This window comes from Glaciecola siphonariae (assembly GCF_042652645.1).
Lineage (GTDB): Bacteria > Pseudomonadota > Gammaproteobacteria > Enterobacterales > Alteromonadaceae > Glaciecola > Glaciecola siphonariae.
On the sequence record NZ_JBHSGU010000002.1, the window covers coordinates 1,428,945 to 1,441,459 of the forward strand.

Here is a 12,515-nt window from a genome sequence, read left to right on the forward strand (position 1 = left end):
AAAATATGACTCAACTTGCCACAACAATCGAACACGCTTTTGAAACGCGCGACAGCTTTACAGCGCAAACAGCCAGTGATGATATAAAGCATGCTGTTAGCACCGCCATTGCCCTGTTAAATTCAGGAGAAGCGCGCGTCGCTGAAAAAATTGACGGTAATTGGCAGGTAAACGAATGGCTTAAAAAAGCGGTGCTGCTGTTTTTTAAACTGCATGACAATCAGGTAATGCCGGGGGCCGAAAGCACTTTTTATGACAAGGTTCCGCTGAAATTCACTGATTACGACGCCGCTCGCTTCGCTAAAGAGGGAATGCGTGTTGTGCCGCCAGCTACCGTAAGAACCGGCACGTTTATTGGCAGTAACGTGGTGTTGATGCCCTCATATGTGAATATTGGCGCTTACGTTGATAGCGGAACGATGGTAGATACTTGGGCCACTGTAGGTTCGTGCGCACAAATTGGTAAAAACGTGCATCTTTCAGGCGGTGTGGGTATTGGCGGCGTGCTAGAGCCATTGCAGGCAAGCCCCACTATCATTGAAGATAACTGCTTTATTGGTGCTCGCTCAGAAATTGTAGAAGGCGTGATTGTAGAGGAAGGTGCGGTCGTTTCAATGGGCGTTTACATTGGACAATCTACGCGAATATACGACAGAGAAACAGGCGAAGTGCATTATGGCCGCGTCCCCGCTGGCGCAGTGGTTGTGCCGGGCAGTTTACCGAGCAAAGATGGCAAGTATAGTCTGTATGCCGCCATCATTGTTAAAAAAGTGGATGCCAAGACGCGGGCAAAAGTGGGAATAAACGCTTTGCTGCGCGGCGCTCAAGATAGCAGCTTGTAAGTTAGCGCCATCGCGTATCCTTTAAGTCGCAGGCAATAATGAGCAAATCGCCAATAAATAAGTCACAAGTGCACACAATGGCTAAGCATCAGCTAGTAAGGCAAAACTCGCTGACGCTTTATTTGCGAGTGCGATATTCAGAGTGCGACGCCCAAGGCGTCGTGTTTAACGCACGATATGCAGATTATGCCGACTTGGCCGCGACAGAGTATTTGCGCGCATTGATAGGTGATTACAGCGAACTTCAAAAACATGGCTTTGAAAATCAGGTTGTTAGCTATCATATCGATTGGAATCGCGCAGCGGTATTTGACGATGTACTATCGATAACCGTTAGCACGACGCACGTAGGTAATACGTCGTTTCAATTCTCGCTCGAATGCAGTAAGCGTGCAGACAAGGCGTGGCAAACTGTGGCGAATATAAGCATTACCTATGTCTGCGTTTGCGCCAAGAGTTTTGAAAAGCAGGCTATACCGACTTGGCTAGAAAATGCATTTGCAAAGTCATTCTCACGTAGCGTAAACCAAGCCGGCTAGACGCTTGCGCGCAAGACTGCCTTCCTTTAGACCGCCTTTCTTAAGACTACTTTGCGAAAGAATGCTTGCCCATCAGGCCGTTAAGGCCACAATCTGAGACTTAACCCACGGCACAACTTCTTCCTCGGGCGCGAGGGTTTCCATGGCGTCAACTTCAAACAAGTCGCTCACCGCTTTACCCTGCAATTCAGTTAAAAGTTCATAAAATTGCTTTGAGCCGCCGCAGTACGAATCACCATAACTACTGTCTCCTAAGCCTACAACGGCGAAGGGCTTACCCTCCATTAAGGGAAAGGTATCGCGAAGCTCGCTGTGGAAAAACTCTAAATTAGGCGGAATATCGCCTTGGCCTGTTGTAGACGTGATCACCAAGACCGCCTCAGCGTCTTTAAAATCGTCAACTGATGGGTCGGTAAATATTTCGCTAGAGACGCCCTCGTCGCTAAGCATTGTTTGCACTTCTTCAGCAACGTGTTGGGCGTTACCATAAACTGAACCGGCGAAGATGCTCACACTTGGCATGATTAATTCCTTATTACATTAAAAGCTGCGGCGCACGGGCCACGCAGTACATCATTTGATGTATTTTTACATTCGACTAGCTATTGCGACCGATACATCTGGTTACTCAAGTGGCATTACTAAGGCGTATTGGCCTTTGTTGTATGATTTTGCCAAAAACATTTTAATTACAATCCATTACGAAAGTATGGCTGGTTTCGATTAAATCAAGTTCGAAAACGCACATATTTGTGCTTGGTTTACTTACCGATGCCATTGTTAAAAAAAATTATTTGTTTAAAAAAGAAATCACTTCACCTGAGCACTTTGCTGATCGCCATACGGTGTATTTGTCAAACAAACGCTGAATGCCGCTTAAGGTCTCGTCAAATGGAGTCGTGAAGCTCAGATTTTGCCGCGAAATAGGATGCTCAAAGTGCAATTGATTCGCGCACAGGGCTAAACGATGGAGACTAAAATATTGCTGTGCATAGGCATTTTGCTTGCCATCTCCGTGTGTCGTATCACCTACAATTGGATGAAAGATATGCTTCATGTGTCGTCGCAACTGGTGTTTTCTTCCTGTTTCTGGTGTAAGTTTCACCAAACTATAACGACCTGTTTGGTAACGACCTACAGCAAACGGAAGCTCGAAACGCGCTAATGGTTCGAGGTGAGTGATGGCCTGCTGCGGCGGGTTTTCTTTATTAAGCTTGTCTGTCATTTTGTCGAGTTGCTCAACTAATGGATAGTCAATTGTTACCGACTCATCTACATAGCCTCGTAATAAGGCGGTATAGTGTTTGCGTACGCGATGCTGTGAAAACTGTTCGCTCAGCGCTTTTGCAATATCGCTGTTTAAAGCCATGACCAACAAGCCAGAAGTGGGTTTATCTAAACGATGAACCGTGTATACATGTTGATTTATTTGATTACGCACAAGCTGCATCAAAAACTGTGTTTCGTGTTTATCAATCAAGCTTCTGTGCACCAATAAGCCCGATGGCTTACAAACCACAACGATATGCTCATCTTGATAAACAATCGGAATATGCACTAGCAGGACTCTTTCATGACAATGTGGGTTAAGACAAGTGACGACGCAGAAGCTAAGCACCTCGCAATCGATGTATACATCCAATTCATACTTGATAGAATATCACGCGCCCCCACCTATTCAAAAACATAAGCGATATCGTTGACTATGCACTCACATAAAGCCTTTGCCACCTTAAGTGAATTTTTACTACAGGCTGGCACTGAATACTTCATTTTAGATGTAAGCCGCACTCGCCACTTACTCGACAATCAGCGTTTTTTTGATTATGAAAACAACGAGCGTCCTTATGACTGCCCAAGACAAGGGTATGCTTGGTTTTGCCTTGTTTTTTGGAACAAAAGCATGAATCAAGAGCATTACATCTGGTTTTTGAAGCTGCCGGTTGACGAACAGGGCCTGATACAGCAGGCCGCTCGCGATCAGTTTTTACAAATTGTGATTGAAGCGCTCGGAAACGAGCTGCAAAAGGTTGACACCACGAGCGCAGAACTGCCCGAAAACCCCTTTGTATTTGTTCCAAGCCAGCAACTTTTAGCCGACTGCAATGCTTTTATTCGTCATCATTTAGATTTGCCAAACAGGCCAGGGCTTGCAAAGGCCTTTACTTACATAAAGGCACCAAACGTTCAGCCTTGGGCAGAGCTAAGCGTGCAAGATATATCTGACTTTGCCAGCAAAATACATCATAAACCTCATGAGCAGGCGGTGATTGCGAATTTATCGCAGCTTCCCGACGCGGTTTGCCTTTGCTTATTCAGCAGTTTTGAAGGTATTAAACTGCCCAGCGAACTAAACCATGCATTACTCAACTACCAACAAAGTGCAGATGACAAGCTCAGTGCCATGGCGTTAAGGGCGCTGGCGAGCAGTCACAATAGTGCGGTGAAAGACTATGTTCATAGCTTAATAAGCTCAGATAATCCCCTAGATATTGAAACTCTGGTAGTTATTGCTGGGCGCTTTTGGCAGTGCCTTATTCCGCAAGAGCACACAGAGCAAGACTATTTAAGCTTGTATCTAGCAAAAGTTGCAAAGGCTGATGCGCACTTTGATTTGTTTAAAGGCATTTATGCAGATTTAGTGCATTTGCCTAGCTTGCGCGTATTTTTGTTAGCCACAATACGCCAGAAGGCGCAGTGTGAGGTGCTTAACCAAGCAATTGCAACACTTTTTGCGAAGAGGGCTCGCAACTAATGGATATGTATAATCTGATTATTTTGCTTTGCATTGGCGCAGTTGCCTTGCAATTTTGGCGGCTGCGCGGTATTTCAGAGCATGCGATTGCATTTGCCCAACAGTATTGCAAAAAAGAAAATTTGCAGTTCATCAGTCTGGCGAGGCTGAATACCCGCTTAACTGTGCACAGAGGAAAGCCCGACTGGCTTATTCAATATCAACTAGAGTTTAGCAGTGACGGCGAAACGCAGTACACTGGGCTAATAAAAACCCACGGCAAACAAATATTGAGTGTAGATTTGCCCGCCTTTAGGATGGTGTCTGAAGATTATTGACAGCCTTAGAAAATGTGTATGTTCAAAACGAAAAAAAGCAGGCGTTTAAGCCTGCTTTTTTGTGAAATTTTGAGCTTCCTTCTCGGCGTTCCATTGCTAAAACATCATCCAGATAAAATCCCTTACACCCCTTTCCATTTTCACCCCACTCGTCCTAAGCAGGCAACAAATCCATATGCTGATCCCTTTTCCTTTCCATTACTAGGATAGTCCGTTTCCCCTAGCGACGTTTCCAACGTCAATTCTCTTCCTTGAAACAATCTTCCTGATTGCCTGTCTTATTTTGGCTTCGTGCCATCCCTGAAGACGTGACTAGAATACCGTAGTCGCAAATTAAAAAGTGATCTAATTTGATCGGGCTATGATAAATATAAACAGCGAAAAATAAAAAAACCCTTTAAGCGCTTGATTTGTATAGGGGGCGCAAATTAAATCAGAATTTAGGAAGTGAATAAAAGGAGCATTACCGACACGCTTGTAAGATATCTCGTACAAACTGTCGGGATAAATGCGAAGACGTTAAATATTTCTTGAACGAAACATGACCTTGCCAGTGATTTTTCCCACCTCGATATCTTCTACATGAGCAAATTTAGCGTTGTTAAAGAAAGACAAACACTTGGGCAGAGTGACCAGCACACCAATCCCCTCTGACTGATTGTCTTCATCTAATAAGCCCAACATAGCACTCATCAGGATATGGCCTAAACCAATGTCTTGATGGTCAGGATGAACCCCAATAAGTGAAAGCATGTGGTAATTTTTGGCAGGAATTTTTTCACGTACTTTTTCTTCTTTAGCAATCATTTGCTTTGTGCCGAGATACCCAGCGGTGAGCAACATTTTTAAGCGCCAATGCCAAAACCGACCTGCACCAAAGGATGCGTCGGGCCCAATCATGCATGAAACTGCCAGCAAGCGACCTTCTTCATATAAACCAATTAAGGGCTGTTCTGACTCCCAAAACGTGTTTATCTCTTCTCGGATGGCCGAGCGCAATCGTGCTTCATAGCCTTCTCGCTCGGCCTGAAAAATATCGACAAAGAGCGGATCGTCAAAGTAGGCATTGTAAAGAATTGATGCTGCGACTTTGAGATCGTCAGCACCAAGGTAAGCCGTTGTAACTTCAGCAAGATCTGGATGATAAACAGACACGGTCATAAACACGCTCCAAATTGCACACTTTCAATTTCATGCATTTCACTGCACGCTTTTTATAGGACAAAAACCACATTATTTATGTGAGTATTGTAAGTGTAATAGATGAAGTGCAAATTGTAACATTGTTTTTACATTTCTTTTCGTCCGCCCATCACTCAACAATTACAACTTTTGTAAGGCCGTCTCACCCCAACCGATTAGCTCGGCATTTTTAAAGATAAGCGGCGTACATTCATCTTTGCTTGTTATGCCGTCGCTTTCTCTATGATGCGTGCGATACCACAGCAGCTGGTATGCGTGCCCCTCTTTTTGCAGTGCTTCATTAAAGGCGGGCGCACCCATCTTGCTCACGACTGAGTCTTTAGTTTGTCCTAAGCTGAGTTCGTTTATATCTCGCTTGTTGCTCGCCTGCTCTTTTTTCCAACTAGAGTGAGACGAGTACTCACCGTCATAGTCACCGTCGTCGATTGATATTACGCATCCGCTTAAACCTAAGCTTGCCGCTACTAGTAATGGTATTATTGCTCTCATATCCTTGCTCCCTGTGAGTGTGTATAATTTTTATGCTTTATGTGCGGGTAATCTCGTGACAGTACATCTGATGCACATGCCAAGCTTGTACCTCGCTTCACGGGCTACATACCAAAGACTATGCCACTTTATTAAAAACTTTATTTTTCAATGCTTTACGATTATCTACACATATTGGAGGCTAAATAAGTTTTGATATGACGCGATTTTTTAGCTTTTTTGACCAGAAATTACCAAACTCATTAATGATAGAGTTGAGTACTAGAGACTCACAAAGAGCAGATGAAGAACACCTGAATGAAAAAGCAATTTAAAAGGATAGTGTATGGCAGATAATCAAATTTTACAGGTAGTTGAAATATGTCAGCAGCTTTGGCAGAACGGGAGCAAACCGAGCATCGGGCTCATCCGTGCAAAATTGCCCAGTGCAGTGCCGCTACCTAAAATGATTAAGGGACTACAGCGATGGCAATCCTTGCCTGAAGCAGAGCGCGTTGGCAAGCAAAACAATCATCAAAAGGCGTCCAATCCACAAACTCCTGAGGATGGTGAACCACGACAAACGCTCACAAACACCCTCTTAAGCGATGCAGATACTGAGACTGTTGAGCAGGCTGTCGAGCGGTACGTTGAGCAGTACATTGAGCAGTGCATTGAGCAGCGCCTTGCGCTATTGGAAAAAGATATTTTGCAGCGCTCTGAAGCACGTATTGAAGCGCGCATTAGCACGCTGGAAACGCAAATTATAAGCTTACAAACTGAGGTTGCGCGCTTAAATCAGACATAAATTCCTCAAGTGAGCCTGCAAGTACTTCTCGTGCAACTTGCCCCAACGGCTCTAATATCACTTGAGCACTCTCAAGCTCTATTGAAATAATCAAATCGTCTTCGTCAGTAAGTGCAAAAAATAGGGTATCAGGCTGCTTTAGGCGCCTTTTCATGAGCACGTGTGCAATTATGTTTTTTTGCAAACGCTCATAATCATGTTCATTCCAAGCCTGCAATAAGGTAACGTTCCCTCTTTTGTGGACGGCATTTAAATCTAAACTATAATAGCGACCAAGAAGCTGTTCAAAGGCGTCAGGGATCTTCAACTCCAGCGCTTGCTCTAAATTAGACATAACCCCCTGAGGCTGTCGCCTAGCAGGCTGCCACTGAACTATATCGTCGTTGTGCAGTGAGTCGGTATCTTGCATCACGCATTGAGAAGGCCATTGGGCATCCCACGGGGTTAACAAACCCCTATTATCTGGCGTTGAACGGTCGATATAGTCTTGAACAAAAGCATCGAAAGTGTCGACAAATTTTGCAGGGGCTGTTTGAGTCATTTTAGGGCGATACCGCGTATAAAATAATAGCGCGGATAATAACAGTCCCGCGTAATGATGTTAATTTTTAACAAGAGATATAATATTGGATAATTTTGGACTCGATAAGCTTACCCTCGGGAAAGCCGTTGGTTATGCAGATAAGTACGACCCTAGTTTGTTGCAAGCGGTTGAGCGACGCCTAAGCCGCGAACAAATAAATCTCCCAAAGGAGCTACCTTTCAGCGGTGTAGATATTTGGAATGGCTATGAAGTCTCATGGTTAAATAAAAAGGGCAAACCCCTCATAGGCATTTTACGTTGCCACGTGCCCGTTACTTCGCCCAACCTTATTGAGTCTAAGTCATTTAAGCTCTACTTAAATAGCTTCAACCAAACAAGTTTCGACTCGCTAAGTAGTGTAAAAGCCGCTATGCAGGAAGATTTATCGCGGTGCGCGGGTGAGCAAGTAGCACTAGAGCTGTTTGATTTTGCATCTTTTAAGAGCCTTAAAATATCAACGCTAGAGGGAGACTTATTAGACGACCTCGATGTGACTATTAGCAACTACGATATTCGGCCAGAAAGCCTGACTACAAGCAACGAGATGGTGGAAGAAACTTTAGTCAGCCACCTGTTAAAATCTAATTGCTTAATAACCCATCAGCCTGATTGGGGAAGCATTTTAATCAAGTATAAAGGCCACAAACTCGACCATGAGGCTTTGCTTAAGTATTTAATTTCATTTCGCCAGCACAACGAATTTCATGAGCAGTGCGTAGAGCGGATTTTTTACGATATTCTGACCCACTGCAAACCAGAGAAACTCACTGTTTATGCTCGTTACACGCGCCGTGGCGGTTTGGACATCAACCCTTTTCGTTCGAACTTTGAAGCCCCCTACGGCGATAAAAGACTCGCACGACAGTAACTAGACTGAGACCTATTGATGAGCGAAACGACGCCCAAACAACAGCTAATGGTGGCACGACAGTATCTAGATAAACTATCGATATTCATTACCGCGATGGTAGATTTTTTTCAAGGCACCAGTCCAAGTATTGACGAAGAGCTAAAACACATCAAAAAGCTGCTGTCAGGTAAACCTGATTACGACGGTGCAAGCGAACTGTCGGTCAAAATTAATGCTGCAATGAAAAAAGAAAGCAAATTCATGCAGCAAAAAAACCTTGATACCCTCTCGCAAATTCAAAATTCATTAAAGCGAATTAATGAACTAGATGTTGTCGACCCAGCGGTAAAAGAAGAAGTTAGGCAGTTTATTCAAAGCTTAGCCCCAGAAAAAAACAATACTTCCTCACCTGTCGTCCAGTTTGAAAAAGCGCTGCAGCTTTTTCGAAAGGCGCTTTCAAATAACGTAGTGATGCAATCTCAGGCAGATGCGCAAGCGCAAGATGCCCTGCATGCACAAATCACCCAAGAACTGCAGGAGCTTATTGCTCCTTATTATGCAAACAACAAAGACGATAAAACCTTTGCACAGCTTCAGCAAAAGCTAAGTTCTGGCCTTGAGCATAGTGAGTTACTTGAATGTTGTCTGGCGATGATTCGCTTTGTTATTAAGGATGTTATCAAAGAAGCTAGCACTGCCAATAAACTCATTCACAGCATTCATAAAAGCCTGAGTAAAATTAATGTAGGCATTAAGTCGACTATTGAAAAGTCGAAATCTAGGATGAAAAAACGCACGGCACAAAATCAGGCCATGCAAAAACAAATAAACGCTATCGAAACGGCCTTATCAGACAGTCAACGAATCGAAGATTTAAAACGAGAAGCGCAAAACTACTTAAGTAAAATGCAGTCGTCTCTTAGCGCAAGTGAGGCCGACGAGCGCGCCGAACAAGAAAAAATGATTGCGCTTTTAGAGAGCATGCAAAAGCGCCTGACCGAATTAGAACAAAAAGCACAAGGCTATAGAGACAAACTGTTTGAGCAACGCATTAACGCCATGACCGATACGCTCACGAAACTGCCGAATCGAATGGCTTACGAAGAGAAAATTGCCATCGCGTTCGAAAAGGCAAAGCGCGAGGGTGGCAAATTATGCATGGCCATTTTAGATATAGACCACTTTAAGCGTATTAATGATAAATACGGGCATTCAGTGGGTGACAAAACGCTTCAAATTATCGCTACTCAAATCAAAAAGAACTTGGCCGATACTGATTTTATTGCGCGTTGGGGCGGTGAGGAATTTGTTGCACTCATGCCTGATGCAGACATAAACGACTGCCTAGAAAGGCTCGATGCGATGCGCGAAAAAATCGCTCAACTACCCTTTATGTTTAAAGGCAATCGCGTTAGTGTGACCTTGTCTATTGGCCTTACCGATATGGTAGAACATGCAACTATTGAGTTAGCATTCGAACACTGCGACGAACTGTTGTTTAAAGCCAAAGAAGGCGGTCGCAATCAAATTCAATTCTCACCATCTTAAAAATTCTGCTTAATCAGAACGTCATCATAAGAGGAAGCTTAATGAGCAATACCTATCAGTTAAACCCCGTGGGCTGGATGAGTCAGCTGTCGCAACTTGAAGTGAATCAGTTAGCCACCAGCGCATCTGCAGAGCATTATCGCGTATTTCGAAATTGTTGCCTGGCGGTTTTAAACAGTGGGGTAGAGCAAGACGATTCCGAAGCTTTATTTGAGCAGTACAAAGACTTTGATGTAAATTTGGTGAGGCGCGAGCGCGGCGTTAAAATGGAACTGGTGAACCCACCTCAGGTTGCTTTTGTAGACGGTAAATTAATCGCGGGAGTGCATGAGCATTTGTTCGCAGTGCTGCGCGATATGCTCTACATGAGTTCAAAACATCAAATGTATACCGAACTTGGCACCTCGCCCAATAACAACGAGCAAGACGGTGCTTTGATTACCCATATGGTATTTGACATGTTGCGCCATGCAAATGCACTTAGCTCATCCGAACCGTCAAATTTGATTGTGTGTTGGGGAGGTCATTCTATTCGAATAGATGAATACAAATACACCAAAGAAGTTGGTTATGAGCTAGGACTACGAGGATTTAATATATGCACAGGCTGCGGCCCTGGCGCAATGAAAGGCCCTATGAAAGGCGCTGCCATAGGACACGCTAAACAGCGTAATAAGTCTGGTCGCTACGTGGGCATATCCGAGCCGTCTATCATTGCTGCAGAGCCACCTAACGCCATTGTAAATGAACTGATCATAATGCCGGATATTGAAAAGCGACTGGAGGCCTTTGTGAGAGCATCCCATGGCATTGTGATATTCCCGGGTGGTGTGGGCACGGCCGAGGAGCTTTTGTATTTGCTGGGGCTTTTAATGCACGAGAAAAACGCAGACCAAAACATTCCGCTGATATTAACTGGGCCTGAAGATAAAAAGGAATATTTTGAGGCGATAGATGCGTTTATTGCTGCCACGCTCGGCCCGAAAGCGCAACAAAAGTATCAAATCATTGTGGGCGACGCGCCTGGGGTTGCCAATGCGCTTAAAGCTGCTAAACAAAGTGTATTAGAGCACCGACAAAATAACGGCGACTCTTTTAACTTTAATTGGCGTTTACATATACCTGAAGATTTTCAGCGGCCGTTTGACCCTACTCATGAAAGCATGGCTAAACTGAATTTGCATCTCGACCAAGACCCAGGCTCGCTTGCGGCGAATTTGCGTAAGTGCTTCTCAGGAATTGTTGCCGGTAATGTAAAAGCCGAAGGTGTGCGACAAATTCAAAAGCAAGGGCCATTTGAGTTAAGCGGCGACCCTGTATTAATGAAAAAAATGGATGCTTTATTACAATCGTTTGTTGCTCAAGGGCGCATGAAACTGCCCGGCAGCGAATATCGCCCCTGTTATCGAGTAAAGGTATAACATTTAACTTAAATATATAAATACGGCGAATACTCATGATTAAGACTACCTTAAGCTTTGCGAGTCATGTAGAATGCGCCGCCTAAAAAGCATCTTGAACAAGGAAACGACATGACACAGCAACGTATTACAGTTATTCGTGGCGACGGCATTGGCCCAGATATCATTGATTCGGCCATTCAAATTCTAGACAAAGTAGGCTGCGATTTCGCATACGACTATGCAGACGCTGGCCTTATGGCCCTAGAAAATCACGGTGAATTGCTTCCTGATGAAACAAAAGACTTAATCGCGAAGAATAAAGTCGCGCTAAAAGGCCCGCTAACCACCCCAGTAGGCGAAGGGTTTACCTCAATAAATGTAAGCCTTAGAAAGCAGTTTCAGTTGTATGCCAACGTGCGTCCGGTGATCTCGTTTAAGGGCACCAAAGCTCGCTATGAAGACATCGACATTATTACCGTGCGTGAAAATACCCAAGGCATGTATTCAGGCTTGGGACAAAGAGTCTCTGACGACGGTCAAGAAGCTGAAGCGATGAGCAAAATCACCCGCGATGGCGCTGAAAAAATCGTTGTATTCGCTTACGAACTTGCACGCAGAGAAGGTCGTAAAAAAGTGACCGCGGTACACAAAGCTAATATCCTTAAATCTACCTCGGGACTTTTCTTGAAAGTTGCAAGAGAGGTTGGCGAGCGTTATCCCGACATCCAATCTGACGAGATGATTGTTGATAACTGCTGTATGCAGCTGGTGATGAATCCACATCAGTTTGATGTAATTGTTACCACAAATTTATTCGGTGATATCTTATCGGATTTATGCGCAGGCTTAGTGGGTGGGCTCGGTATGGCACCAGGCGCAAACATTGGTGGAGAGTGTGCAATTTTTGAGGCCGTACATGGCTCTGCGCCAGATATTGCTGGCAAGAATCTAGCAAACCCAACCTCTGTCATTTTAGCGTCGATTCAAATGCTAGAATATTTGAAAATGGGCGACAAAGCCGAAAAAATTCGCTCTGCATTGAAAGACGTCATTGAGTCTGCAGACCGTACCACACGCGATTTAGGTGGTGAACACGGTACAACCGATTTCACCCAAGCGCTGTTAGAGCGTTTGTAAGTACAGTTTTTGTTTAGCAGCAATAGAAGAGAGCGCTACGGCGCTCTTTTTTATTGCGCACC

The 12,515-nt window shown here is 44.3% G+C and carries 14 protein-coding genes; 9 read left to right on the forward strand and 5 right to left on the reverse strand.

Annotated elements, in window-relative coordinates; all coding sequences use genetic code 11:
- The first annotated feature begins 5 nt into the window (after positions 1–5).
- A complete protein-coding gene (gene dapD, locus ACFO4O_RS07695) occupies positions 6–842 on the forward strand; it encodes a 2,3,4,5-tetrahydropyridine-2,6-dicarboxylate N-succinyltransferase (protein ID WP_382408275.1) in 837 nt (278 codons plus the stop codon).
- 38 nt (positions 843–880) lie between these two features.
- Positions 881–1,381, forward strand: a complete 501-nt coding sequence (locus ACFO4O_RS07700) for an acyl-CoA thioesterase (RefSeq protein ID WP_382407099.1) — start codon at positions 881–883, stop codon at positions 1,379–1,381.
- A 72-nt stretch (positions 1,382–1,453) separates the two neighbouring features.
- Here the strand turns inward: ACFO4O_RS07700 and ACFO4O_RS07705 are convergent, their stop codons facing one another.
- Entirely contained in the window at positions 1,454–1,903 is a 450-nt protein-coding gene (locus ACFO4O_RS07705) for a flavodoxin domain-containing protein (protein ID WP_382407101.1), read from the reverse strand.
- Positions 1,904–2,171: 268 nt separating this feature from the next.
- Entirely contained in the window at positions 2,172–2,939 is a 768-nt protein-coding gene (gene truC, locus ACFO4O_RS07710; RefSeq protein WP_382407103.1) for a tRNA pseudouridine(65) synthase TruC, read from the reverse strand.
- Between the two features lie 147 nt (positions 2,940–3,086).
- Here truC and ACFO4O_RS07715 point away from each other — a divergent pair, with 147 nt between their 5' ends.
- Entirely contained in the window at positions 3,087–4,136 is a 1,050-nt protein-coding gene (locus ACFO4O_RS07715) for a DUF3549 family protein (protein WP_382407104.1), read from the forward strand.
- A complete protein-coding gene (locus ACFO4O_RS07720; RefSeq protein WP_382407106.1) occupies positions 4,136–4,453 on the forward strand; it encodes a DUF3301 domain-containing protein in 318 nt (105 codons plus the stop codon). Before ACFO4O_RS07715 ends, ACFO4O_RS07720 begins: the two co-directional genes overlap by 1 nt.
- 519 nt (positions 4,454–4,972) lie before the next feature.
- On the opposite strand, the gene ACFO4O_RS07725 is transcribed toward ACFO4O_RS07720, so the two are convergent.
- Both ACFO4O_RS07725 and ACFO4O_RS07730 read right to left on the reverse strand, forming a co-directional pair.
- On the reverse strand, positions 4,973–5,614 hold the full coding sequence (locus ACFO4O_RS07725; protein ID WP_382407108.1) for a GNAT family N-acetyltransferase: 642 nt from the start codon (positions 5,612–5,614) through the stop codon (positions 4,973–4,975).
- Between the two features lie 162 nt (positions 5,615–5,776).
- Positions 5,777–6,145 (reverse strand): DUF3192 domain-containing protein, encoded by a 369-nt coding sequence (locus ACFO4O_RS07730; protein ID WP_382407109.1) that lies wholly within the window; start codon positions 6,143–6,145, stop codon positions 5,777–5,779.
- Positions 6,146–6,470: 325 nt separating this feature from the next.
- Here ACFO4O_RS07730 and ACFO4O_RS07735 point away from each other — a divergent pair, with 325 nt between their 5' ends.
- On the forward strand, positions 6,471–6,932 hold the full coding sequence (locus ACFO4O_RS07735; RefSeq protein WP_382407111.1) for a hypothetical protein: 462 nt from the start codon (positions 6,471–6,473) through the stop codon (positions 6,930–6,932).
- On the opposite strand, the gene syd is transcribed toward ACFO4O_RS07735, so the two are convergent.
- Entirely contained in the window at positions 6,889–7,473 is a 585-nt protein-coding gene (gene syd, locus ACFO4O_RS07740) for a SecY-interacting protein (protein ID WP_382407113.1), read from the reverse strand. The genes ACFO4O_RS07735 and syd overlap by 44 nt on opposite strands.
- A gap of 85 nt (positions 7,474–7,558) precedes the next feature.
- On the opposite strand from syd, the gene queF reads away from it, so the two are divergent.
- The 4 genes from queF to ACFO4O_RS07760 all read left to right on the forward strand — a co-directional run bounded on the left by queF (position 7,559) and on the right by ACFO4O_RS07760 (position 12,453).
- Positions 7,559–8,383, forward strand: coding sequence for an NADPH-dependent 7-cyano-7-deazaguanine reductase QueF (gene queF / locus ACFO4O_RS07745; protein ID WP_382407115.1), 825 nt, complete (start codon positions 7,559–7,561; stop codon positions 8,381–8,383).
- A gap of 18 nt (positions 8,384–8,401) precedes the next feature.
- Positions 8,402–9,913, forward strand: a complete 1,512-nt coding sequence (locus ACFO4O_RS07750) for a diguanylate cyclase (RefSeq protein ID WP_382407117.1) — start codon at positions 8,402–8,404, stop codon at positions 9,911–9,913.
- A gap of 41 nt (positions 9,914–9,954) precedes the next feature.
- On the forward strand, positions 9,955–11,334 hold the full coding sequence (ppnN, locus tag ACFO4O_RS07755) for a nucleotide 5'-monophosphate nucleosidase PpnN (RefSeq protein WP_382407119.1): 1,380 nt from the start codon (positions 9,955–9,957) through the stop codon (positions 11,332–11,334).
- A gap of 111 nt (positions 11,335–11,445) precedes the next feature.
- On the forward strand, positions 11,446–12,453 hold the full coding sequence (locus ACFO4O_RS07760) for an isocitrate dehydrogenase (RefSeq protein WP_382407121.1): 1,008 nt from the start codon (positions 11,446–11,448) through the stop codon (positions 12,451–12,453).
- Positions 12,454–12,515 lie beyond the last annotated feature (62 nt).

Bases quoted from the DNA above. Each gene is read 5' to 3' on its own strand.
- ACFO4O_RS07715 (WP_382407104.1), top strand. From the start codon at position 3,087: ATGCACTCACATAAAGCCTTTGCCACCTTAAGTGAATTTTTACTACAG.
- syd (WP_382407113.1), bottom strand. From the start codon at position 7,473: ATGACTCAAACAGCCCCTGCAAAATTTGTCGACACTTTCGATGCTTTT.
- ACFO4O_RS07735 (WP_382407111.1), top strand. From the start codon at position 6,471: ATGGCAGATAATCAAATTTTACAGGTAGTTGAAATATGTCAGCAGCTT.
- ACFO4O_RS07725 (WP_382407108.1), bottom strand. From the start codon at position 5,614: ATGACCGTGTCTGTTTATCATCCAGATCTTGCTGAAGTTACAACGGCT.
- ACFO4O_RS07705 (WP_382407101.1), bottom strand. From the start codon at position 1,903: ATGCCAAGTGTGAGCATCTTCGCCGGTTCAGTTTATGGTAACGCCCAA.
- ACFO4O_RS07730 (WP_382407109.1), bottom strand. From the start codon at position 6,145: ATGAGAGCAATAATACCATTACTAGTAGCGGCAAGCTTAGGTTTAAGC.
- ACFO4O_RS07700 (WP_382407099.1), top strand. From the start codon at position 881: ATGAGCAAATCGCCAATAAATAAGTCACAAGTGCACACAATGGCTAAG.
- ACFO4O_RS07750 (WP_382407117.1), top strand. From the start codon at position 8,402: ATGAGCGAAACGACGCCCAAACAACAGCTAATGGTGGCACGACAGTAT.
- ppnN (WP_382407119.1), top strand. From the start codon at position 9,955: ATGAGCAATACCTATCAGTTAAACCCCGTGGGCTGGATGAGTCAGCTG.
- ACFO4O_RS07720 (WP_382407106.1), top strand. From the start codon at position 4,136: ATGGATATGTATAATCTGATTATTTTGCTTTGCATTGGCGCAGTTGCC.
- dapD (WP_382408275.1), top strand. From the start codon at position 6: ATGACTCAACTTGCCACAACAATCGAACACGCTTTTGAAACGCGCGAC.
- ACFO4O_RS07760 (WP_382407121.1), top strand. From the start codon at position 11,446: ATGACACAGCAACGTATTACAGTTATTCGTGGCGACGGCATTGGCCCA.